The sequence below is a fragment of the Halanaerobium saccharolyticum genome (assembly GCF_004362045.1).
Classification (GTDB): domain Bacteria; phylum Bacillota; class Halanaerobiia; order Halanaerobiales; family Halanaerobiaceae; genus Halanaerobium; species Halanaerobium saccharolyticum_C.
Genome location: NZ_SNWX01000007.1, coordinates 59,466 through 83,865 on the forward strand (window position 1 = coordinate 59,466; position 24,400 = coordinate 83,865).

The window sequence follows — 24,400 nt, forward strand, 5'->3', positions numbered from 1 at the left end:
TTTATGGAAGAAAAACCAATTAATATAAATGGAGGGAATAATAATGAATGCTGATTTAATTATTGCAGGTGCTGGTCCAGCAGGACTTTTTTCTGCTGTTCAGGCTGCAGAAAATAATGAGAATAAAAAAATTATAATCTTAGAAAAGAACTCCAGTGCCGGCAAAAAACTTTTAATCAGCGGTTCAGGTCAGTGTAATTTAACCCATGCAGGTGATATTTCTCAGTTCTTTGATCACTATGGAGAAAATTATAATTTTCTAATGGGACCTCTTTATACTTTTGACAATCATCAGTTAATGAAATTTTTTAAAGATAGAGGGATTAAATTTAGAAAAGCTAGAGGTGGAAAGATTTTTCCTGAGTCAAATAAAGCCTCTGATATTTTAAATGTATTATTAAAAGAAGCAAAAGCTAGAGGAATTAAAATAATATATAATACTCCAGTAGAAAATGTTAAATATAAAACCGGACGATTTAAAATTAAAACTGCAGATAAAATTTATAAAAGTAAATATTTTTTGCTTGCAGCCGGAGGAAAATCCTTTCCTCGAACAGGTTCAACAGGTGATGGCTTTCAAATTGCCAGTAGTTTAGGTCATAATATTATCGAACCACAACCTGCTTTAGCCCCAGTAATTATTAAAAATTATCAGTTCAAAATGCTGAGTGGAATTTCGCTTAAGAATAAAGAGGTTTCACTCTGGAGAAAGGAAAATTTAATAAAAAGCTGGAGTGGTGATCTGTTGTTAACACATCAAGGACTCTCCGGACCGGGAATTATTAATTATTCCCGTTATATGCAAAAAGGAGATATTATAAAAGTAATGTTATTAAACTATTCTAAGGAAGAGTTAGAAAACAACCTGCTCAAAAAAATTGAAAGAGAAGGGAAATTGAATTTACTCAATCTTTTAATTAAATTCCCAATTGCCCAGAGATTAATTGAAAAGATACTTGAAATTGCAGAGATTGACGGCAGCCAGAATGCAGCTCATCTGACTAGACAGGAAAGAAAAGAAATTATTGAAATTTTTTCAAATTTAGAATTTAAAATTAAAAGTTTAGCGAACTTTAATCAGTCCATGGTAACAAAAGGAGGGATTGACCTCAGCGAGATCAATCCCCAGAATATGGAATCAAGAATTATTAGTAACTTTTTTGCTGCCGGCGAAGTTCTAGATATTGATGGAGATACCGGCGGCTATAATCTGCAGGCTGCTTTTTCTACAGCCTTTTTGGCAGGCAGCGAACTTAAAGAAAGATTATAATTAATATCTATAAATCGCTGCTATATCTTCTCCATCTGGCATCTCTTCTTTTTCCAGAGAATAAACTGTTCCCCCATTTTTAATTGTCTGCATGGCAGCAAAATTATAAAGATCATAATCATCATTATTACCCATCACTTTAATTTCATTTTCAGCTTCAACAAAAACTCCGTCCTTCTCAGCTTTTTTATTAAGCAGAAGGGTATCAATTTTACTGTAATGGGCAGCTTCAACAATATCTTCTAACTCAGCTGAACATTTATCTCCTGATTTAAGCTCTAAATATTTATCCTTAACTTCTCTTAAATAATCATAAAGATGTGGACCTACAATTTCCCATCCTTTTTCTCGTAAAACCTTTTTATTCATCTGTTTTGCATTACCACTTAGATTTTCTTCCACTAATTTATCATAATTATTAATATTTTTATAAAGAGCAAATACACTGTCATCAGCAGCTATAACAAGATAACTGTCTTCATCTTTTAGTTCTAAATTAATAATCCTATCAATTTCTTTTAAATAATGCATTAAATCTTCATTATCATCATCCGGTGCTCCACCCTGTCCGTGAAATACTGCTGATCCACCTGCTGTATTAACAGATTGATGTTTTTCAGCTGCTTCATCATCAAGATTTAAAAACTCTTTAATATTGAGAGGTAAGTTCTCTACTTCAACTTCTTCAATATTATCTCTGGTAGCCTGGTACAGTTGATTATGCTTTGGACTCATAGCTAGAAGATAGTATTTTTGATTATCATGTAATTCTGCAATTAACTGTTTTAGATTGAAATTATAACTTACATATGACTTATCATAGGTATCAACTGCAAGTTTGAAATATTCAAATCTATCAGGTGCAATAAAGACTGCCAGCCCCTCTTTTTGCTGCTGCCAGAAGCTGCTGTCAGCTGCCAGAGAAAATGCTGGTTTTAAAAATTCATCAACCTCTCGCTGCTTGTAATCCCACTTTTCTTTGAGTTTTTCTTCAACTTCCTGCAGCCGATTTTTAAACTCAATTTCTAATTTCTTGAATTCTCCATTATGCACAGCCTTAGTTGATAAATAAATTGAAACACAGGGGCTTTCCTGATCTTGAATAAGGTCTTTTAAAGTATCCAGCTTAATTTCAGTCATATATATTACCTCCTATTTAATTAAATAACCTACTCTCTACTTTTAACTTCTTGCTCAAGAAAATAAAATTTTGATATTATTAATTAATTGTCTATAATTATATTCTATCAAAAATTGAAAAAATATAAAGTAATTTTTTAACTGACAAACTGCCAGTAAATTTTTGCCAGGGCCATAACTCCCTGTTTAATCGAAAACTGACTTAAAGCAGCTGCTGAAATTATTAGTTGATTACTCACTTCAGCACTCAAAAAGTTCTTATAATCAGGAAGCAGGATAGAGTTTTTTTCGGCAAAAACTTTAAAATCATGCTGGCTGATTTCTTGATTTAATTGCAGTTTGAGATAAAAGAGAGAATCGGTCTCTACAGACTCAACTCCTCTAAAATGATCTTTAATTGCTTCTTTTAAGAGTAATTTCCTGTTTTTAAGACGCTGCTTTAAAAATTTAATTCTTTTTTCTAAATAACCATGGTCAAGATAATAACTCAATAAATTATTAATTAAATTATCTCCAGCTGAAAATTTCTTTGTTTTAATTATCTGCTTGAGAATATATTTATTTAAATTTGAGTTTAACTCGTTTTTCTTATTTTTAGACTCGGTTTCTAAATAGACAAGTCCTATTTCTAAACCAGGAAAAACTCTGGAACTAAGGTCCTGGACTAAAATAATCTCTCTTTTATATCTTGACTCTAATAGTTCCTGAATCTTCTTATTTTTTTGATAGAGCCCAAAATACTCATAGATTATAACTTTAAATTTAAGCATCTGTGCCAGTTCAAGCAGCGATTTAAGTTTTGAAAGACTCCAGTCCAAGAGACTATCTCCTACAGATTCATCACTAATAATTAAATAATCAATGGTATTATTTTCTAGAAATTCCATCAGACTATCATAATCAGCAGAACTCAAATTAAGATTACTTTTTTCAGCTGGAGGCGGGGCTTTTTCGAGTTCCCCAGAAATTTTAAATTTTTCTGCATAAAACGAGCTAAAAAAAGAAATATCAGTAGCTCTGGTAAATAATAATTCTTTGTTTTCACCGATCATTGAATTTAAAATCTCATGCAGCTGTTCTTCTGAACTGTAATATAATTTAGTTTTTTCTATTTCCTGATATTGATCCTGCAGAAGTTTAAAATAACTGCTTTCCTGCACTCCCATTTTCCTGAAACTCTGCCCTTTAAATTCTGAATAAAAGCGATCAAAAATTAAATCCCAGGCAAATTCCTCCAAAAATTCTCCCCCATTTTCCGGACCACTAAAATCAATAATTTTTTGGGGGGCTGAAAAAGCTTTAGAGGTCAAGATTCTTAACCGCTGGTCATCTCCATTACTTTTTAATGCTGCAGCAGGAGCAATGTAGCTCCCACTGCCTTCCTTTTTATAAATAAGATTCTCTGCAGCTAAAAGATCATAAGCCTTAACAACTGTTTCGGCATTCACATTCAGGCGGGAAGCAAGATTTCTAATTGAGGGCATTTTAGTATCCGGAGTGTATTTATCTGCCAGGATCTCCGCTCTAATTGCTTCATAGATCTGAGTATATAGATTTTCTTCTCCATCTCTGTTTAATTCAATTTCGAACATTCTGCTTCCCTCCAGTAATTAATTTATATTTTCTATAATAAATTTACTGCTAAATTGAATATATTTTTAAAAATTATACATTTGCTTTCCGACGTCTGAAAAACTTAATAACCTCATTTAAGATTAAAAATAATACACTGGAAATCAAAATTCTAATCCAGGGATTAATTCCTACCCCTGCGAACCCCAGAAAATCATTAATAAATGGAATATATACTACTCCTAAAACCAGAGCAATTGAAATTAAAATAGAATATAACATCTTTGAGTTATTGAAAAAATTTTTCGAAAAGATACTCTGATATTCATATCTTAAAGACATAATATTTATCCACTGCAGACAGGCAACTGTCAAATAACTAATAGTTGTGGCCTGTGCATATAATCGACCACCTTCACTAACTGCAGAAACTCGACCATTAATAAAGGAATAAAAGTTAAAATAAGCTAAACCACCAATTACTAGTGACATAAAAGCAAAATTACTAAATGTTTTTCTATTAACAATGTGGTCATTTTGACTTCGCGGTGGTGATTTCATTATCTGATCTGAAGCTGGATCAAAAGTGTAAGCTGTCAATGGTAAAATTTCAGCCAGTAAGTCAATTGACAGAATCTGAATAGCCAGAATAGGAATTGGCAGATCAAAAAGTGCTGCAGCAATTAATCCAAGCAGTACCAGCGTTAATTCAGCCCCATTGGCAGTTAATGTTGCAAGTATTGTTTTCTTTAAATTATTATAAATTGTTCTTCCTTCTTTAATGGCATAAACCAGGGTTGGAAAGCTGTCATCAAGCAATATTAGCTCTGAGGCTTCTTTAGAGACATCTGTTCCCATCTGCCCCATTGCTACTCCAATATGAGCACTCTTAAGAGCAGGAGCATCATTTACTCCATCACCGGTTACAGCCACAATTTTCTGCTGTTCTTTTAAATTCTTAACGATTCTTAGCTTGTTTTCTGGTGAGACGCGCGAGAAAATAAGGGACCTGTTTTCTTCCATAGTCTGCCGCAGTTCAGTTTCACTCATTTCTTCTAAATCTTCACTGGTAAAAACAGGTACATCTTCATCATCAAGTGAAAGGCTAATCTCTTTTCCAATTGCCTGAGCTGTAATTGCATGATCTCCAGTCATCATATAAGTATCAATATGAGCCTCATGTGATTCCTGAATAGCTTCTTTAACTCCTTCTTTAGGAGGGTCAATCATGGCTACCAGTCCAAGGAAAATAACATCCTTTTCTATTTCTTCTAAAACATAGTCCGTCTCATCATCTTCTAATTTGCGGTAGGCAATAGCTAAAACACGCATTGCATCTTTAGAATACTTTTCATTCAATTTATTCAATCTTTCTTTATCTGCTTCAGTTATTTCTACTACTTCTCCATCTTTTACGATATGCTTAGAAATGGATAGTATACTCCCCAATGCCCCTTTCATCTTAAGATAGTTTCCATCCTCAAATTCTCTGATTGAACTCATCCTTTTGCGATCAGAATCAAAGCTGAATTCATGTAGTTCCCTATTTTCTTCATCTTCATCAGGAGAACGAGTACCAAGTTTTGTGGAAAGGGTAATGAGTGCAGCTTCTGTGGGATCACCAATTGCATACCAGCCTTGATGTTCCTCATCTGGCTCATGAATCTCTGCATTAGAAGCCATAGTGGCTGCATCAAAAATAATTTCCATTTCCGCAATCTCTTCCTCAGTCAGAGGTTTTCCATCTTCACTTAAAATTTTTCCCTCTGGTTTATAACCAAGCCCGGTAATTCCATACTCCCTACCATCAAAATATACCTTTTTAACTGTCATTTCATTTTTGGTTAAAGTACCAGTTTTATCTGTACAGACAACATTGGTTGATCCTAGAGTTTCCGCAGAGGATAATTTTTTGACGACTGCATTTTCTCCTGCCAATCTTTTAACACCCTGAGAAAGAGCAACTGTAACCTGCATTGGTAAAGCCTGAGGCACAACCGCTGCTGCTACTCCAAGTGCATAAATCAAAGCAAAATTAAGACCATAACCTCTGTAAATGCTTACTCCAAACAATATGAATCCAACTGCTACCGCAAAAACCCCAATCCTATTAGCTACTGAATTAAGTTCATTTTGTAGAGGGGAACGAGATTTGTCTTCTTCCTGAGTCATAGAAGCAATTTTACCCATTTCAGTTTCCATGCCGGTTCTGACAACAACACCCTTAGCTGAACCAGAGGCAACTGTTGTTCCCAGATAGACCATATTATCACGATCCGCCAGAGTCCTCTCTTCTTCAATATGATTGGACTCCTTCTCCTGAGGCATTGATTCCCCAGTCAAAGAAACATCATTTGTTCTTAAATTGAATGATTCGATAATTCTTAAATCAGCCGGTATCTTATCCCCTTCTTCCAGACTGACAATATCTCCAACAACTAATTCTTCCTGTGGGATTTCAGCGATCTGGTCATCTCTAATTACTTTGGAAGGAGATTTTACTAATTTATTCAAAGAATCCATAATTTTTTCAGCCTTATATTCCTGCATAAAACCAATTACAGAGTTAAGTACTGCTATCATCAACATTACTGATGCATCACGATAACTTCCTATTAACAATGACATTACTGCTGCTACCAAAAGTAAGATCACCAGTACATCTTTAAACTGCTGCAGAAATATAATAAATAAAGACCTTTTTTCAACTGCTTCAAGAACATTTTTCCCATTTTCTTCAAGCCGCTTTTGAGCCTCAGACTGACTTAATCCTTTTTTGGAAGACCCAAGTTCATCCAGGACCTCTTTCGCTTTTTTTCTATAAAACTCTTTTTCTGGCATTTGATCACCTCTTATATGTTTTGAAGTAATTTTTTAATAATACAAAATTACATTTAAACTAATCCAAACTCAACTATTCAGCCAGTGCTGAAACCAGTTCTCGACAGTAATCCGGAATGTCTTTAACAACTCTGCCCCAGACAATATTTTCGTCTCTAAAGGCTGGCTGATCAACCCAACTGCCCCCAGCATTAATAATATCATCTTTAATTCCTTCAGAACCGGTAGCTTTTCCACTGACTATTCCAGCAGAAATTCCAACCAGACCGGCGTGACAGATTAAACCAATAATTTTGCCTGCTTCATAATTTTTCCGAACTAATTCAACAATATTCTCATCTCTTCTTATCTTATCAGGAGTCCAGCCACCTGGAACTAAAACTCCATCATAATCTTCATCTAAAACCTCTGCAGCTGTAAAATCTGCCTTTTTAGTCAGACAGCCGTGTTTACTGCTGTATTCCTTGTTTTTTTCCATACCAATTACATCAACACTAGCACCTTCTTCTTTCATTCTCATATATACTACCCAAAATTCTAAATCTTCATAACCCGGGCCAATTAACATTGCAATATTTTTTCCTTTTAATTTCACTTTAATTCACCTCTTTATTTTAGTAGTTATCTTTTAGTAGTTAAGTATAATGATAACATTTTTTAAATAAATTTAAAGTTCATTAGTTACTAATTTATCTGAAAGTTTTCAACCTGAAAATATTTTTCTTTTTCCTCTTTATGTCCTGTTTCCTTTGCCAGGCGGTAAATTTTGTGATTTAAAAACTTTTTATCCTCCTGTACCAATACATCTTTATCAAAACTGTTCAGAATATAATGGCTAAATTCCCAGACCTGTTCTTTAATATTTTGCGGACTACCTTCGGCAACAATTACCAGAGCATCAATTATTGAACCGGCAACCGAAACATCCTGTTTACCATAATGGCTGAGCTGATAAAAAGTTTTGTAAAGAAGATCCCAAAAGGAAATGTCTTCTAAGATAAAGCAGAGTTCATCTTTTTCATTATAATAATAAGTATTTTCTAAGTTAGCGACTGCAATCCTGGATAGAACCCATCCCAGCTGGTTAATACAAAAAATAGCTGTATTGGGATCATTAATTCCCGGAGAAATCGCCCTTAATGCAACCTCAGTTAGCTTCAATAGTCCAAACTCTATATCATCATTCTTGCTTCTTTCATTACTAATTACCAGATTATCACGTATCTTATCTTTTATTTCTTCTAACTTTTCTTCTTCAAATCTTTCATCCTCTTCATTTAGCTGCCAGAATTTAAAAACAACTGTATTTTCAGTTACATAATCCCCTATCATTTTTTCAGCCCTAATAATTATATCATATTCATCTGCCATTTTGGTTAATTTTATATCATAAATAACCTGAATATAACCACTTTCTACAGGATGAAGCTCACAAAATTCCCGATCAAGCATTTCCTTGAGATTATCAGGCGGGTCATTGCGAATCTGATCATTGCTGTCATTTCTGGCTTCAATTTTATCTACTATCGCGATAACATCTTCTTTAAGACTCTCAATCAAAAGGTTTACCTGAACTGAATTTGCTGCATGATGGATAAAATAAACAAAAAATCCCAGACAGATAATTGCTACAACAACACCAATCATGGCAGAGAAAATAGTTGCTTCTCCACTACCCTGTAAACTGTCATCAATAAAAAGTAAAGTTAACATTGAGTAAATAAAACCAGCAATAAAAACTCCTAAAACTTTTAAGGTTACCTTGTTTTTTAGAAAATCCTGCATTGTTCGAGGTGAAAATTGGGAGGAATACATTGTCAGCACAACCATAATCATCGAAAAAGATACAGTAATCATGGCAAATAATGACCCTGCTATGGTAGATAAAATTGTTTTTGATAAATCATAGGAAGTAAAGAAATATGATGGCAGTACCTTAACCAGAATACCGCTGTATTGATATTCAATAAAAATAACAATTAAGGAAACTAGAGTAGCAGCGATTGCGTAGATTGATGGTATAAAGTATATTTTATTTTCTATATTGTGTAAAAATTTGACCTTCAAAACTGCCACATCCCTTTACTAATATATTTGTTTAAGAATCAATACTTCAATTTTATCTTCTACTAATTGTTCACTTACCTTCTACTATTAAATTTCAACAAAATTACTAAATATCCTTTTTTCTTATTAAAAGTTGATAATAATTATTAATTTGATTATAATTAATTCAAAGCGTAAAAAAAGCAAGAAATAGGAGGCTGATAAAATGAAATATGTTAAATTAAATTCCGGTGATCAGATGCCGCTCTTAGGATTAGGAACCTGGCAGCTTAGAGGTCAGAAATGTGTTGATTCTGTTAAAATGGCTGTTGAAATCGGCTATGATCATATTGATACAGCAGATGGTTATGATAATCATCAGGCTGTAGGTAAGGGAATTAAAGAAAGTGGAATTGATAGAGATGATTTATTTATAACATCTAAAATAAAACCAGAAAACTTACATTATGACAATATCAAGGCAGATGCTAAAAGATTTTTAGATGAATTGGATATTGATTATCTTAACCTACTTTTGATCCACTGGCCAAATAAAGATATCCCTTTAGAAGAAAGTCTTAAAGCTTTAAGAGAAGTTAAGGAAGAAGGTCTGGCTAAAAATATCGGAGTCAGTAATTTTACTATCAACCATCTTAAGGATGCAATAGAAATTGATCCGGATCTAGTGGCTGTAAATCAGGTGGAATTTCATCCTACACTTTATCAGAAGGACTTACTTGATTTCTGTCAGGAAAATGGGATCGTACTTACTGCTTACAGTCCACTGGCCAGGGGAGAGGTTTTTAAAAATGATGTAATTAAAGAGTTAGCTGACAAATATAATAAATCAGCTTCTAAACTTACTCTTAAATGGCTAATTGATAAGGATATTGTGGCAATTCCTAAAGCAAGTTCCAGAGAACATTTAGAAAGCAATTTCGATCTTTTTGACTGGGATTTACCCGCTGAGGTGAGAAAGAAAATGGATCAGTTGAATGAAGATAACCGCATTATTGATCCTGCCTGGGGAGAATTTAATTATTAAGGTCTATTAGTACCGGGTACCTGGGAATTATTTCCAGGTACCCGGATTTAACTTACTAACTTAACTTATAGCCTGCTTGAAAATATAATATGCGAAGTCATCAGCAGCAGCTGGATGATCTAAAATCTTATAATCAAGTTCTTCAAAGTTATTTTTAAGCTTCTCCATCCGCTCTGGTATATCCTCTCTTACATGATAGCCTGCAAAAATAAAAAGAGGTAAAATATTAATCTGGTTATATCCTTCCTCCATTAAATCTTCAACCACTGTTTCCAGCTGGGGAGAAGCAAATTCCAGACAGGCTCCTTTAATCTCAGCATAGCTGCCGCTTAAATCAGATTTTTCCACTTCATCACTAACTACTGCTAAAGATCCAAATGCTTCACCTGTACTGCTTTCAGAATTAATCTGATTTATCTTTTTAATAAACTCTTTCAACTCCTGATTGCTTTCTTTCCTTTTACTGCCGTGACTAACAACAACTAATACTTTTTTGCTCTTCATTATAATTCCGCCTTTAATTTTTTTAAAGCCTGATAATTGGCTGTAATTGTTTTTTCAAGATCTGCCTCACTTAAAGCAGCTGAAATAAAGTTTGCCTCAAATTGAGAAGGCGGCAGGTAGATCCCCTGTTCAATCATTTCCTTAAAGTAAGCAGCAAAAAGATCTAAATCACAATTTTTGACATCCTGATAGTTTTTAACCTCTTGCTCAGTAAAGAATAAAGTAAACATTGATCCAACTCGATTAAAATAGGCGGGAAATTCCAGCTCTTCAATATTCTTTTTAAATCCCTTTTCCAGTTTTTCTGCTTTTTTTTCCAGCTTTGAATAAACTTTTTTGTTTTTTAACTCTTTTAAAGTGGCCAGTCCGGCCTGCATGGCCATTGGGTTACCCGATAGAGTTCCTGCCTGATAGACAGGGCCAGCAGGAGCAACATAATCCATAATTTCTTCTCGACCAGCATAGGCACCAACCGGCATTCCTCCCCCAATTATTTTACCAAAAGTACTTAAATCAGGCTCAATCTCATAAAGTTCCTGCGCCCCACCCCGGGCCAGCCGAAAACCGGTCATCACCTCATCAAAAATTAAAAGAGCGCCATTTTTACGGGTAATTTCTCTTAAAAATTCTAAATAACCTGGCTCAGGAGCAATAACTCCCATATTTCCGGTTATCGGCTCTAAAATAATCCCTGCAATTTCAAATCCATATTCTTTAAAAACCTTTTCTACAGCCTGCTGATCGTTATAGGGAACTACAATTGTTTCCTTTGCCGTATTTTCAGTCACACCCGGACTGCCTTTGATACCTAGAGTTGCAACACCAGAACCTGCATCAACCAGCAGACTATCCCCATGACCGTGATAACAGCCTTCTAGTTTGATAATCTTATCTCTACCTGTATAACCCCGGGCCAGCCTGATCGCACTCATGGTAGCTTCAGTTCCCGAGTTGACCATCCGTACTTTATCAACTGCCTGATAAAAATCTACTATCAGTTCCGCAATCTCAGTTTCAATTTCAGTCGGTGCCCCAAAACTGGTTCCCTTTTTAAGCTGCTTTTTTAACTTTTTTATTACCTGAGGTGGATTATAACCCAGGATCATTGGCCCCCAGGAATTAACATAATCCAGGTACTGATTACCGTCGATATCATAAAGATAGGCACCCTCTCCTTTTTCGATAAAAATTGGATCCATTTCCACAGCCGAAAAAGCCCGGGCCGGACTGTTAACTCCACCCGGAATTACCTTTTGAGCTCTCTTAAAAGCTTTTACTGATTTTTTTCTCTGATCACTCATAAAAAACACTCCCTAACTGATAACATTCTTGAAAATATAAAAGTTAAGCTCCCTAATTTTTAACCCAATTTCTGATTAGTCTTTACTTAAGTTTTTACTATCTCTGCATCACTTTTTTTATTTCCGTTTTTAAAGTTTTAAATTCTTCTTTCCTGTCCTCTTTTTTTACCTCAAAAGAATCATTTACTCTAATATTTATTTCATTAAAAGGCAGTGGAATTTTAAAATTATCCCATCTGTTTTTCAATGTCAAACTGTGTTTTGCCTTAATAGTTAAAGGTACAATTTTTCTTTTTGAAAAAAGGGCCATAATCAGCGCAAAATCTTTAATTTCATGCTCGGGACCTGTAGGTCCATCAACTGAAAGTACCAGATTGGCATTGTTCTTTTTATTGATCTGACTTTTAAGCTGAAAAATATAATTGCCACCACCGGCCAGATCGGGCAGTCTGATTACGTCATAGCCAAAGTGCTTACTAATTCTGCTGACTACCCCTCCCCGTTTATTTTTGGTTGTAACAATATTTAGCTGCTTCCCCTTTAAAAAAGGATAATAACAGTAGCTGTCACCATGCCAGATAAAGACAACAAATTTCTCCGGATATTCTGATTCCAGATATTCGAGATTCCCCTTTTTTTCTATTTTGCTGGTCTGATAAACAAAATCTATATAATAGTATAAACAGGCACTTACAATTTTTTCTTTGAGCTGAGTTAAGACTTCCATAGCAACACCTCTACTAATTATTATTTTGCAATTTTAAGTTAATCATTTAACCAGCGAGCAGCACTGTCAGCCCAGTATGTAATGATAATATCTGCTCCCGCCCTCTTAATTGAGGTTAAAATTTCTAAAGCAACACTTTTCTCATCAACCCAGCCCTTTTCTGCTGCCGCTTTAACCATGGCATATTCTCCACTTACATTATAGGCTGCAATTGGCAGCTTAAAGTTAACACTGGCTTTCTGAACAATATCCAGATAGGATAAGGCAGGTTTAACCATAATAATATCGGCACCTTCTTCAATATCCAGTTTCATTTCTCTCAAGGCTTCATCGGAATTAGCAGCATCCATCTGATAGCTGCTGCGGTCACCTTCACCTGGAGCTGAATGCGCTGCATCACGAAAAGGACCATAAAAAGCAGAATGATATTTGGCAGAATAAGCCATGATTCCTACTTCAGTAAATCCATTTTGATCTAGAGCCTGTCTGATTTTGGCTACCCTACCATCCATCATATCCGAAGGGGCAATCATATCTGCTCCTGCTTCTGCATGGGAAACTGCAGTCCTGGCCAGTCTGCTTAAAGTCGCATCATTTTTAACCTTACCTGATTCTAAGATACCGCAGTGGCCGTGATCTGTATACTGGCATAAGCAGAGATCAGTGATTACCAGCAGTTCCGGAAATTTATTCTTTAGACTGCGTACAGCCTCCTGGACTATTCCATCCTGCTGCCAGGCGCTGGAACCTTCTGCATCTTTGTATTCAGGCAGTCCAAAAAGTATAACTGCTCTGATTCCCAGATCTATCAGCCTCTCAACTTCTTTTAGCAGCTGATCCAGGGATAAATGATAATTATCAGGCATGGAAGGAATTTCTTCTCGAACATTCTCTCCCTGAACTACAAATAAGGGCTTAACAAAATCTGCAGCAGATAAATTTGTCTCTCTAACTAAATCTCTAATGCTTTGAGAACTGCGCAGCCGCCGTGGTCTATTTATTAAATTCATTTAAATCTACCTCCTCTAAGATAATACTATTTATTTGCTTTTCATCAGGAATAATATTTAAAAATAGCAGCAAATAAGCCTTCGATCGTATATTCTGCAGCCGCAATTTTAACATTAAGCCCATAATCTCTGGCTTTATCAGCTGTCACCGGGCCAATACAGGCGGCCGGAATTCCTTTTAACTGTCGCCAGATTTGCTGATCACTAATCTTTTCTGCTGTTTCAAGCTCTAAAATTTGATTTTTATTTTCAATTAATTTTTCTATTCCCCCGACAAAATTTTCAACAGTCGAGGAACTGGTAAAAGTTAATAAATCAAGTTCATTATTTAAAAGCAGCTCAAAAATTTCAGCTTCCAATTTTACTGGCTCTGTTCTGTAGGCCTCAACATTATTAACTTTCGCCCCCAGCTTTTTAAGTTCTTCTTCCAGCAGCTGTGGTGCAATATCAGCCCGCGGCAGTAAAAATGAAGCCTGGTTGAGATTAATTTTGTTCTCACTTTCAAGCTTCTCTAGATATTCTAAAATTCCTGCTGTTGAATAATCATCCGGTATAAAATCTGCTCTGATACCATTTTGCTTTAACTCCGCTGCCGTTTTAGAACCAATAGTCATAACTTTAATTCCGGCCAGCGCTCTTAAATCAAGCTGCTGACTTTCCAGAGACTGCATAAAATATTTAACTCCATTTACTGAAGTAAATATTAAATGGGTATATTCTGCTAAATTATTAACTGCCTTTTGCAGGGCTTCACCGTTTTGAGCTTCCTTTATTTTTATGGTGGGGGCTAAAACTGCATTACCGGCTTCAGCCTCTATCAGATCTACAAAAGAAGCTGCCTGTTCCCGGGGGCGGGTGACCAGAATATTTCTTCCCAGCAGTTTTTTATTTTCAAACCAGCCCAGCTTTTTTCTTAAATTAACAACCTCACCAATTACAATTACTGCTGGCGGCTTAAAATCAGCAGCCTCAACTTTCTCTACAATATTATCCAGAGTCCCGGTTATAGTCTGCTGCTGGGAGCGGCTGCCCCAGCGAATCAGAGCAGCAGGTGTCTCGGGAGATTTACCTGCCTCTAAAACTCTTTCTACAGTCTGGGGCAGTTTACCGACTCCCATTAATACTACCAGGGTATCCACAGCTGCTGCAATTTTTTCGATTTCAATTGTACTCTCTTCTTTATCAGCCGCCTCATGTCCGGTAATCACAGCAAAAGAAGAAGCCAGATGTCTCTGAGTCAGCGGAATTCCAGCATAAAGTGGTACTGCCAGGGAAGAACTGATTCCGGGAATGATTTCAAAATCAATTCCCGCCTCTTTTAATTTTAAGGCTTCTTCACCTCCGCGGCCGTAAACAAAAGGATCGCCTCCTTTCAGACGGCAGACAGTTTTTCCAGCTTTAACTTTTTCGACCATCAGGGCTTCTATTTCACCCTGAGTATAGTGGTGATCTTTTGCTTTTTTGCCAACATAAATTTTTTCTGCTTCACTATCAGCATATTCCAAAAAGCGCTTATTTGCCAGGCGATCATATAAAACAACATCTGCTTTTTCAATTGCTTTTTTAGCTTTTAATGTTAAAAGAGCCGGATCACCAGGACCGGCTCCGGTTAAATACACCTTTGCTTCCATTTTTTATGCTCCTTTTTTTATGCTCCTCTTATCTGTCACTATAATTCTTTTATTGAGAATCCTCAATATTCTTCTTTCAGCTTAAAATTAATTATCCTGCAGATTGGCCAGGATTTCTGCTCCCCCAGCTGCCTTAATTTCCCGGGCCAGCTTTCGCCCCAGCTTTTGAACAGAATTTAAGTTTAAATCTTTTGTACTAACTTTTCTTCTGATTATTCTGCTGCCGTCAAGTTCTCCGGCGGCAGCTGTTAAAGTTAATTTCTGATCTTCAATTACTGCCTCTGCTGCCAGAGGTGCATGACAGCCAGCTTTCATTTCTTTTAAAAATGCATGTTCTGCCCAGACTTCCAGAGCTGTAGTTTGTGCTTCAGTCTCTTTTAGAATCCTTTTAAGCCCGGTACTCTCTTTTCTGATTTCTACTGCTACTGCTCCCTGTCTGGCAGCGGGAAGACAGATCTCAGTTGATAAATATTCTGTAATCTGAGCTTGAAGTCCCAACCGTTCCAGTCCAGCTGCAGCTAAAATCACACCAGCCAGATTTTGAGTTTCAATCTTTTTTAATCTTGTTTCTATATTTCCCCTAATCGGAACAATCTCCAGATCAGAACGGTATGCCAGAAGCTGTGATTTGCGGCGCAAACTGCCTGTTCCCAGTCTTGCTCCTCCGGGTAGTTCCGCCAGCTTCTTTTCTGCTCCGGCAAGAACATCCAGTCGGTTGGCCCGATCAATAACAGCTGCCACTTCTAAGTCTTCAGGCAGCTTAGTCGGTAAATCCTTAAAACTGTGGACCGCCAGATCAATTTCTCCAGCCAGCAGAGCTATCTCTATTTCTCTCACAAAAATACCTTCCCCATTTATCTCAGAAAACTTTTTATCTCTTTCGCGATCACCGGTTGTCGAAATTTCTTTGATCTCAAATTCTACTTCCGGAAATTTATTCTGCAGTTTTTCCTTTACTATCTGACACTGTTTTAAGGCCAGATTGCTGTTGCGAGTTCCTATAATATAGTTTTTCTTCAATTTAATCATCCCTGTTCCTTAATTTACTTCTATTTTCTTAATTTTATAACAGAAAGGTGCTTAAATGCAAAATTAGGACTGAGAAATTTATAGTTTCCATACAAAAATATTTTTTTATCTAAATAAGTCTGCCGATTTTATTTAAAGGCAATTCTATATCTTTTTTTAGTCTAGAAAAATCTTCTTCCTTTAAGCTCAACAAAACAACTGCTGCCGGCCCGGCTGACTTCTCTAAATCAGGCTCACTCTCTATTAATCTCAAATCGAAATTATTTTCTGCTGCCAGAATTCTGGCCTCATACAAAATCCCTTTAGAACCGACAGGTAAAAACTGATCAACATAATTTAATTGTTTAAGCTGCAGAAACTTATCAAAATTTACTGCTTGAGATTTATTTTGAAGTAATTTTTCTCCAACAAGAGGTAAACCAACTGCTGCAATTATATTGTTTTTCGGAGAAGAAGTATATCTATTTAATGTTTTTAGATTTGTTTTCCCAATCACTGTTATTCCTAAAGCAGTCTGGACCGTCTTAATATTTTCTTCTGTACTCCCATTTAAGCACTCACATTTATCAATCAAAGCCAGATTTTCTTTGATTCCTGCTATAATTTCTCTACCAGTTGGCTCATATTCTACCGCCAGATTATCAACCACTGTGATTACCTCAGCTCCCACCGATATAACCTCCATTAAGGGAACCTTAACCGTATATTTGCCCAGGATTCTATTGGAAACCTTAATCTGATCCTGAGTTTTTTGACCCAGTCCACCTGCAGAATCACAAGCAATAACCAGTACTTCTTCTTTATTAATCTGCAGCAGAGATATATCTCGGGGGCTATTTATTCTTTTCATTTCTTAACTTGCCACCTTATCTTTTAAATATTTAGCAATAATAACTGCCAGTAAGATGTTAACAAAGGAGGCGGTTGTCAAAACTGGAACCGTTCCATAAAAAAATGGCATCCCAAAAAAGGGAATTAAAACAGCTGCCGAAACTACTCCATTAACAAAAGTGGTAACTGCTACAGCTAAATAAATATTCTTCTTAATTAAATTAGAAAATATCAGGCCACAGATTCCCATTATCAGAGCAATTAAAAAATGAATTGCCCCCAGCACAAAGCCCGAATTGAGAGCAGAAAGCAGGTGACCTAAAGCCAGAACCAGAGCACCCGCAGGCCCGCCAATGATTATAACTCCTAAATAACCGGGCAGAGAATCAAGAGCAATACTCCCTACCGGTCCCGGAAATTTGATATATGATCCGACTACAGATAAAGATACCAGCATTGCTATTTTTACCAGAAGTGATGTCTTTAAGTATTTACTTGTTGCTGAAGTTATTTTTTTCATTTTAATCATCCCCCATGTTATAATATGTATTAACTAAAATTTATCACCTTTAAAATACAAATTAAAGCTTCCCTTAAGCAATTAAAATGCAGCCAGAGTTAAAAGAAAAATTATTTCTCCTAATTCAATAATTGTTCCGTAAATATCCCCTGTAATTCCGCCCAATTTTTTGCGGCTCCAGCGGACAAGATAAATAATTAAAAATAAAATTAAAACTAAGGCTAATAATAATCGATATAGAAAAATCGACTCTGTAAAATAAAAGTAAATAAAAAAAATAAAAACTGTGGTTAAGGTACTGGAAAACAAATCAATAGTTTCCGACCTTTTACTTAAGCCACCGGCCAGCAGACTGCTCTCAGCTGGTTCAACAAAAATTATTACAAATCCCAGCAGATAGCGGACCAGTACGGCCATAATTATTACTGCCTGAAAACTATCTCTAAGTAAAAGTTCCTTAAAGAGTAAAAATTTCAGAGCTAAAATCAAAATTAAAGTTACCAGTGCAAAAATCCCCGAGTTAGAATCATGCATAATTTTTATAGTCTTCTCCTGATCTCTACCGGCAAAAAAACCATCTGCAAAGTCTCCCAGGCCGTCAAGATGTAGTGCTCCTGTCAGATAAATATAAATTATTAAAAGTAAGAAAGCTCTAATTTCTAAGCCAAAAATAAATGACAAAAAATATTCAGCCAGAATAATAATCACGGCCAGCAGCAGTCCCACCAGAGGAAAATAGTTGAGCTTTAATTCTGACGTCTCCTTTATTTTAACAGGAATCCGGCTCATAAAGGTTAAAGCTGTTAAGAAATTATTGATAACTTTTCTCAAAGTACTCTGACCTCCCCAGATTCTGAAATATATTCCTGAATATTTTTTAGCCCTCTTTCTTTAATCTCCAGCGGCAGACCGGACTGGACCAGATAAACTTTTTCGGCATATTCTGCTGCCAGCCGGGCTGCTCTCCCCGAAATATCCCTGAAATCTCTACCCATTTTTGAAGCCGGCACTACTCCTTTTCCAGTTTCATTCTGAACAATAATTAGATTTAGATCTTTTCTGCGGGCAATTTTTAAAATCATTTCTATTTCTTCCAGGATCTCTGCTTCCATTTTGACAAAGTCATAGTCCTGCTTCTTAAAAATCAGATTACCCAGATAGGTAGTTAAACAGTCAAATAAAATTGTTTTGTTTTTAGCTGCATCTTTTAAATAAGAACTGATATTGTAAGCTTCTTCTACTGTCTGCCACTGATCCGGACGCTGCTGTCGGTGTTTTTTAATCCTCAATTCCATTTCCGGATCGGTAACAACTCCACTGGCCAGATAAATTACATCCAGCCCCCCAATCTTTTTAGCAATCAGCTCAGCATAGCTGCTTTTACCGCTTCTGGCACCACCCTGAATTAAAATAATTCCCATATTTTCCACCTCACTTTAGTCTCTATATTTCAGCCCAAGATACTCTTCAGCTTTTCAATTAAAATCTCGTTTTTTTCTCTTGCTTTAACAGCTACTCTAATATAGTCATCCTGCAGTCCCTGATAACTGTCACAATTTCGAATTAAAATAGCTGAGCTGACAAGTTCCTGCTTTAATTCAGCAGAACTGTAATCTGTTGCTGAAATATCAATAAAAATATAGTTGCTTGTTGGCCTGTAAACTTTTAGATTTTCAAATTCTTTTAACTTTTGATATAAAAACTTTCTCTCAACAGCAATTTTTTTGCGGCTCAATTTAACATAGTCGACTATCTCCTCATTATCGGAAAAAATTATTTCTCCTGCCAGCTGCGAAAAATAATTGACAGACCAGGGATCCCTTTTTGCTTCCAACTCTAAACTTAAATCTTTATTTGTTACAGCATAGCCCAACCTTAAACCAGGGATAGCAAAAAGTTTGGTCATCGATTTGAGAATTACTAAATTATCATAACTATCCAGCAGCTTTATTGTTGAATATTGACCTGGTTCAGTTAAAAAGTCTATAAAAGCTTCATCGACTGCCACAATTATCTCATTTTCAGCCGCTTTCTGAATTACCGTTTCCAATTCATCTGCTTTTAGTAAGTGAGCAGTTGGATTATTAGGATTACAGATAAACAGTAAATCAAGGTCCCTATTTAATTCTGCTTTTAGATTTTCTAAATCAGGCATAAAATTAGCTGAACTTTTTAATTTAAAATGTTTAATCTCCGCACCTGCTGACTCTGCTGCCAGCTGATATTCCGAAAAAGTTGGATCAATTACCATAACCTGCTTCGGCCTCAAAACTTTATTCAGCTGATAGATCATCTCCGCTGCTCCATTGGCAACAGTTACCTGTTCTGGAGCAAGTCCATGTTTTTCTGCTATCAGCTTTTTTAAAGTTTTTGAATTGATTTCGGGATAATTTTCTATCTTATTCACATTAGCTCTGACTGCTTCCAGAATTGAAGCCGGTGGCCCCATAAAATTTATATTGGCACTAAAATCAATAATCTGATCCGGATTTAGATTGTTTTCCCGTGCTGCTGCAATTAATTTTCCTCCATGTTGGTGTTCCAAACTGATCCCTCCTCTCTATTCCACCTGAAATAATTTTGACTCTCTGTAAATATTCAAGTTTTGTTTCCATTTTGATTTCTTTGAGCAGTTTTTCTGCTGCAAAATCTTTTGCGACTAAAATCCCAATTATGGTTCCACTGTGGGCAATATTGACACCATAAACATGTCTCCGTCCCTTAACTATCTTCAATAATTTATTCAGGTTTTCTTTAAAAAGAATTTTCTGATGTGCCAGAGAACTTAGCGTAGTACCTCTTCCCAGCAGCTGATAATTATTATCTATCAGTCCCTTTTTTATTAGTTGAAAAGACTTTTTTGTATTTTCTTCTTTGCTTTTATTTAGATTTGCCAGTTTTTCTGACTGATTGAATTCTAAAGAATCCACAGTTCCTTTTTCTTTCAGCAGCAGAATATCCAGCTCAGGTGCCCCGGCAATAAAATAATTCTGTTGACCTTCTAAATGATCAAAAAATCTTATTCCGTCCAGAAAAACACCATCGGTTGGCTCCAGCCCAAGACAGATCTTTTGTAAAAGTTTAAACTCAACCTTATTTTTCAAAAGCAGCATTACTGCAGCAAGGGCAGCACTTATATCTGCTGTAGAGGAAGCCATTCCAATTCCAGTTATTAATTGAGAAGTCAAATTGATTTTAATACTCTTTTGTTTGAAATTATAGTAATCCAATAATTTTTTAACGGCAAATTTTGTCTTAAAAGTACTTTCTGCACTGAAATTGTTTTTATTGATAATCACTCTTTTTTCAGCTTCTGTAAAATGAACACTGACCTGACTATATAAATTTATCGGACAGGAAATCAAAAAATCTTGATCATCTATACTGCCCTGCAGCAGCTCTCCACAGCTGCCCGGAACTCTAACAGTAACCTGCTGCAAAATCATTTCTCCTTTCTTAACACAAATTAATAGTTTGAAAAAATTACAGTTAAGACATCTCCCGGATAGTAGTTTTTATGGTTTCCAATTTAGTAGGATTTCTAAATTAAAGCAAAGATAGCCGCAGCAGATATAAAAAATAAAGCTACTGTAAAATAAATCAACATTTTTAACTTTAAAATATCATCCAGCTCAAACCTTTTATTTTGCTGACCAATATAGGCTCTAAAACTCTTTTGACCGTGATAATAATTGACTCCCCCAAAGCGGAGAGAAAGAGCTCCCGCTGCTGCTGCTTCGGGATAACCAGCATTGGGACTGGGATGTTTGGAGGCATCATTTAGTACTGTCTTTAGGGCTCCTTTAAAATTATATCGAAGTAGAAAGGAAGCTGCAGTCATTAAAAGTGCTGTAATCCTGGCCGGAAGATAATTGAAAAGATCATCAGTTCTGGCTGCCGCAAAACCAAAATTAATGTACCTGTTATTTTTGTAGCCCAGCATCGAATCCATAGTGTTTACTGCCTTATAAGTTACTGCCAGGGGCAGTCCCCCTATGAGATAATAAAAAGCAGGTGCCAGGATTCCATCTGAGGTATTTTCAGCCAGAGTTTCCAACACTGCCCTAATCACTTCCGGCTTACTGCTCTGACTGCAGTCTCTGCCGACAATTAGATTCACTTTTTTTCGTGCCAGCTCTAAATCATTATTTTTTAATGCAGAGTAAACTTTTTTACCGGCATCAATCAGACCTTTCAGGGCTAGCGTTAAACTCAGCAGAATTAGATCCAGCACGTAAGCAAAATATTGATTTAACTGTGCTGACAGGTCAACAAGCAGAGATGTAAGATAATAACTTAATCCCAGGACAATAATTACTAAAATTGCACCCTTAAATTTTGCTCTCAGGGGACTATCCTCATTTTTTAGTAAATATTTTTCCAGCCAGCTGATCAGAGATCCTATCATCACAACCGGATGCGGAATCCAGTCCGGGTCGGAAATAATTAAATCAATCATTAAAGCAATAAATAAAATCACTAAAATTTCCAAATTAAGCACCACTCTTTTTATAGGCTAAAGCTTTTAGCAAAAAATTCTTCACTAATTCCGGATTGGAGGCAAAGTGAAGGTGAACATAAGATGCCAGAATATTCTCCAGACTACTGTATCCCTCTTCAGTTTTTCGATAACTATAATTTTTCTTTACATTCCCCTCAATTTTACTGATTTTTGAATAATGAAAAACGTGGCCTCTGGCTTTATCTCCCCTATTTAATAATAGATTGTCACTGACTGCTTCAATTTCTCGATATCCCATTTCCTGCAGTTTTGAAGTCATTTCAATTTCAGCTGGAATTAAATCCAGCATCTGATATTCCTTCCCCTCAAAATCTTTTACCCGACTGCTGAGATACATTAAGCCTCCACATTCTGCATAAATAGGAAGACCCTCATTTATTTTTTCTTTTAAATCACTTTTAAACTCCTTATTTGAAGCCAGTTCTTGCAGAAAACTCTCGGGAAAGCCCCCTCCAATATAAACTGCATCCACTTCTGGCAGTTGGCTGTCCATTAAGGGACTAACTTCAACAATTTCTGTTCCTGCCGCCTTTAAAAGCTCAAGATTCTCCTGATAATAAAAGTTAAAAGCCTGATCAAGAGCAACTGCAATCTTTATTTTCTCTTTTTTAATTTCATTTTTAAATTCAGGCTTGAAATCAGCAGTAGAATCAACCTCTACTACCTTATCTGATTCAGAAATTTCTATTACCCCATCAAGATCAATATATTCTTCCAGCAGTCCGATCAATTTTTGAGTGTAAATTTCAAGTTCCCGGCTTTCAGAAACTGGTACCAGACCTAAATGTCTTTCCGGCAGCTCTAGATCCTGATTTTTGGGAAGGTAACCCAGAATTTTTAGATCACTCATTTTAGCTGTAACTGCTTCTTTTAAAAGTTTAAAGTGATGAGCACTGCTGACATTATTTATTATGACACCTTTAAGATTTAAATCCTGATCATAATTTTTGTAGCCATAGACCAGGGCAGCTGCACTCTGAGCAACTTTACGGGCATCAATAACTAAAATAACAGGTGCTTTTATAGTTTTAGCAATCTCGGCTGTACTGCTGACCGAATCTTTCCCCTTACCATCGAAAAGCCCCATTACTCCTTCGATTATAGAAATATCAGCCTGCTGACTATTTTTCAAAAAAGTCCTTCTAACTCCAGCAGCACCCAGAAAATAGCTGTCCAGATTATAAGAATTCCTACCACAGATTAAAGTGTGAAAACCGGGGTCTATATAATCAGGTCCCACTTTAAAAGGCTGAACCCTTAGTCCCCGCTTTTTAAGTGCTGCCATTAAGCCTAACGCAAGAGTTGTTTTGCCAACCCCACTGCGGCTGCCAGCAATGACTATTTTATTATTCATCAGTAACTTCCTCCTCAAAAACTGAAAGAGTTATTCCCTCATATTTTTTCTTATCTACTATTAACTTCCCGGCAGCTGAGGCCAGAATTGCAGCCGGAGATGCTGCAGCTGCTGCTCCGGTTATTTTTTTTACAAAATCAGATTTTTTAATCTCTAAATCAGCTTCTATTTCTTTAATTTCTTCTACCGGCACAATTTCCAGGGGCCAGCTGTTTTCTGCTGCCAGCTCCCGGATCCCCGCTTCCTCTTTCTTCAAATCAATGGTTGCTATTTTTTTAATACTTGCCCGCAGTAAATTTAACTCTGCTAACAGGCTGTCCAGCGCGCTCCTGATATCTGCAGCAGCGGTATTTTTGCGGCAGCCAATACCAAGCACAATGTTTCTGGGAATTAACTGCAATTGATTTTCCTGCAGGTTAAACTTTTGATTAGAAATTATAACCTCAAAAGCCTGACTGTTTCTGATCTCTGGCAGCTGCTCCAGAGAATATATTTTAATCCTATCATCTGCTTCAATCTTAATTTTATAATCACTAAAAATATGTAGGTCTCTTCCAAACAGAAGAGCTCCATTCGCTTTTTTTAATCTGCAAAAGGGTTTTATTTTACAGTCCAATCTCTGCGCCAGGAGATCTACTGCCAGCTGATTATTACAGTCAGTTGCAGTAGTAATTACCGGTCTGGCCTTTAAAAACTCTGCTATCTCTGCTGTCAATTGATTGGCTCCTCCTAAATGACCGGAGAGAGTACTGATTACATTCTGAGCTGTATCATCGACTGTCAGCACTGCCGGATCACTCTTTTTACTTTCCAGTAAAGGTGCAATAATACGGACAACTATTCCCAGAGCCATAATAAAGATTAAAGCATCATATTCTTTAAAGATTTTAGCCGCTAAACTGCTCAATGAAGTAAAGCTAAAACTGTTTTCATTTTCCTTATCCAGTTTAGCCGGGAGATATAAATCCAGATGCCTGTATTCTGCTTTTAACTTTAGAGCAATCTCTTTCGCGGCCGGAGTCAGCACTATCACTGCCGTATTTTTTTCTTTGAGCAT

General features: G+C 36.2%; 22 protein-coding genes. 2 read left to right on the plus strand and 20 right to left on the minus strand.

Going from position 1 to position 24,400, the window contains the following annotated elements; all coding sequences use genetic code 11:
* Nucleotides 1-43: 43 nt before the first annotated feature.
* Nucleotides 44-1,270: an NAD(P)/FAD-dependent oxidoreductase gene (locus tag DFR79_RS06340; RefSeq protein WP_133514659.1), complete on the plus strand. Its 1,227-nt coding sequence runs from the start codon at nucleotides 44-46 to the stop codon at nucleotides 1,268-1,270.
* Here the strand turns inward: DFR79_RS06340 and DFR79_RS06345 are convergent, their stop codons facing one another.
* The 5 genes from DFR79_RS06345 to DFR79_RS06365 form a co-directional block, all read right to left on the minus strand.
* The gene (locus DFR79_RS06345; protein ID WP_133514660.1) at nucleotides 1,271-2,410 is read right to left on the minus strand and encodes a hypothetical protein; all 1,140 of its coding nucleotides are present in this window, start codon (nucleotides 2,408-2,410) and stop codon (nucleotides 1,271-1,273) included.
* Between the two features lie 137 nt (nucleotides 2,411-2,547).
* Complete coding sequence (locus DFR79_RS06350; protein ID WP_133514661.1) at nucleotides 2,548-4,002, minus strand: GntR family transcriptional regulator; 1,455 nt, start codon at nucleotides 4,000-4,002, stop codon at nucleotides 2,548-2,550.
* A 73-nt stretch (nucleotides 4,003-4,075) separates the two neighbouring features.
* The gene (locus tag DFR79_RS06355) at nucleotides 4,076-6,823 is read right to left on the minus strand and encodes a cation-translocating P-type ATPase (RefSeq protein ID WP_133514662.1); all 2,748 of its coding nucleotides are present in this window, start codon (nucleotides 6,821-6,823) and stop codon (nucleotides 4,076-4,078) included.
* Between the two features lie 73 nt (nucleotides 6,824-6,896).
* The gene (locus DFR79_RS06360) at nucleotides 6,897-7,418 is read right to left on the minus strand and encodes a type 1 glutamine amidotransferase domain-containing protein (RefSeq protein ID WP_133514663.1); all 522 of its coding nucleotides are present in this window, start codon (nucleotides 7,416-7,418) and stop codon (nucleotides 6,897-6,899) included.
* Between the two features lie 89 nt (nucleotides 7,419-7,507).
* A complete protein-coding gene (locus DFR79_RS06365; protein ID WP_133514664.1) occupies nucleotides 7,508-8,890 on the minus strand; it encodes a DUF2254 domain-containing protein in 1,383 nt (460 codons plus the stop codon).
* A gap of 205 nt (nucleotides 8,891-9,095) precedes the next feature.
* On the opposite strand from DFR79_RS06365, the gene DFR79_RS06370 reads away from it, so the two are divergent.
* Nucleotides 9,096-9,914: an aldo/keto reductase gene (locus tag DFR79_RS06370; protein ID WP_133514665.1), complete on the plus strand. Its 819-nt coding sequence runs from the start codon at nucleotides 9,096-9,098 to the stop codon at nucleotides 9,912-9,914.
* 60 nt (nucleotides 9,915-9,974) lie between these two features.
* Here DFR79_RS06370 and DFR79_RS06375 read toward each other — a convergent pair whose 3' ends face one another.
* From DFR79_RS06375 to DFR79_RS06445, 15 genes are all read right to left on the minus strand, one after another.
* Nucleotides 9,975-10,418 (minus strand): sirohydrochlorin chelatase, encoded by a 444-nt coding sequence (locus DFR79_RS06375; protein WP_133514666.1) that lies wholly within the window; start codon nucleotides 10,416-10,418, stop codon nucleotides 9,975-9,977.
* Complete coding sequence (gene hemL / locus DFR79_RS06380; RefSeq protein WP_133514667.1) at nucleotides 10,418-11,719, minus strand: glutamate-1-semialdehyde 2,1-aminomutase; 1,302 nt, start codon at nucleotides 11,717-11,719, stop codon at nucleotides 10,418-10,420. The genes DFR79_RS06375 and hemL overlap by 1 nt, the downstream gene beginning before the upstream one ends.
* Nucleotides 11,720-11,816: 97 nt before the next feature.
* Nucleotides 11,817-12,446: a DUF374 domain-containing protein gene (locus tag DFR79_RS06385; protein WP_133514668.1), complete on the minus strand. Its 630-nt coding sequence runs from the start codon at nucleotides 12,444-12,446 to the stop codon at nucleotides 11,817-11,819.
* 38 nt (nucleotides 12,447-12,484) lie between these two features.
* A complete protein-coding gene (gene hemB, locus DFR79_RS06390; RefSeq protein WP_133514669.1) occupies nucleotides 12,485-13,456 on the minus strand; it encodes a porphobilinogen synthase in 972 nt (323 codons plus the stop codon).
* 44 nt (nucleotides 13,457-13,500) lie between these two features.
* Nucleotides 13,501-15,087: a uroporphyrinogen-III C-methyltransferase gene (gene cobA, locus DFR79_RS06395; protein WP_133514670.1), complete on the minus strand. Its 1,587-nt coding sequence runs from the start codon at nucleotides 15,085-15,087 to the stop codon at nucleotides 13,501-13,503.
* 87 nt (nucleotides 15,088-15,174) lie between these two features.
* Complete coding sequence (gene hemC, locus DFR79_RS06400; RefSeq protein WP_166637993.1) at nucleotides 15,175-16,107, minus strand: hydroxymethylbilane synthase; 933 nt, start codon at nucleotides 16,105-16,107, stop codon at nucleotides 15,175-15,177.
* 118 nt (nucleotides 16,108-16,225) lie between these two features.
* Nucleotides 16,226-16,966, minus strand: a complete 741-nt coding sequence (locus tag DFR79_RS06405) for an AIR synthase related protein (protein ID WP_133514672.1) — start codon at nucleotides 16,964-16,966, stop codon at nucleotides 16,226-16,228.
* A 3-nt stretch (nucleotides 16,967-16,969) separates the two neighbouring features.
* The gene (locus tag DFR79_RS06410) at nucleotides 16,970-17,467 is read right to left on the minus strand and encodes an ECF transporter S component (RefSeq protein ID WP_133514673.1); all 498 of its coding nucleotides are present in this window, start codon (nucleotides 17,465-17,467) and stop codon (nucleotides 16,970-16,972) included.
* An 81-nt stretch (nucleotides 17,468-17,548) separates the two neighbouring features.
* Nucleotides 17,549-18,298: an adenosylcobinamide-GDP ribazoletransferase gene (gene cobS / locus DFR79_RS06415; protein ID WP_133514674.1), complete on the minus strand. Its 750-nt coding sequence runs from the start codon at nucleotides 18,296-18,298 to the stop codon at nucleotides 17,549-17,551.
* Nucleotides 18,295-18,888, minus strand: a complete 594-nt coding sequence (gene cobU, locus DFR79_RS06420; protein WP_133514675.1) for a bifunctional adenosylcobinamide kinase/adenosylcobinamide-phosphate guanylyltransferase — start codon at nucleotides 18,886-18,888, stop codon at nucleotides 18,295-18,297. The genes cobS and cobU overlap by 4 nt, the downstream gene beginning before the upstream one ends.
* 29 nt (nucleotides 18,889-18,917) lie before the next feature.
* On the minus strand, nucleotides 18,918-20,012 hold the full coding sequence (cobD, locus tag DFR79_RS06425; RefSeq protein WP_133514676.1) for a threonine-phosphate decarboxylase CobD: 1,095 nt from the start codon (nucleotides 20,010-20,012) through the stop codon (nucleotides 18,918-18,920).
* Nucleotides 19,939-20,907: a GHMP kinase gene (locus DFR79_RS06430; protein WP_133514677.1), complete on the minus strand. Its 969-nt coding sequence runs from the start codon at nucleotides 20,905-20,907 to the stop codon at nucleotides 19,939-19,941. Before DFR79_RS06430 ends, cobD begins: the two co-directional genes overlap by 74 nt.
* A gap of 101 nt (nucleotides 20,908-21,008) precedes the next feature.
* Nucleotides 21,009-21,968, minus strand: a complete 960-nt coding sequence (gene cbiB, locus DFR79_RS06435; protein ID WP_432207094.1) for an adenosylcobinamide-phosphate synthase CbiB — start codon at nucleotides 21,966-21,968, stop codon at nucleotides 21,009-21,011.
* Nucleotides 21,961-23,343, minus strand: a complete 1,383-nt coding sequence (locus tag DFR79_RS06440; protein ID WP_133514679.1) for a cobyrinate a,c-diamide synthase — start codon at nucleotides 23,341-23,343, stop codon at nucleotides 21,961-21,963. Before DFR79_RS06440 ends, cbiB begins: the two co-directional genes overlap by 8 nt.
* Nucleotides 23,336-24,400, minus strand: a complete 1,065-nt coding sequence (locus DFR79_RS06445) for a cobalt-precorrin 5A hydrolase (protein ID WP_133514680.1) — start codon at nucleotides 24,398-24,400, stop codon at nucleotides 23,336-23,338. The genes DFR79_RS06440 and DFR79_RS06445 overlap by 8 nt, the downstream gene beginning before the upstream one ends.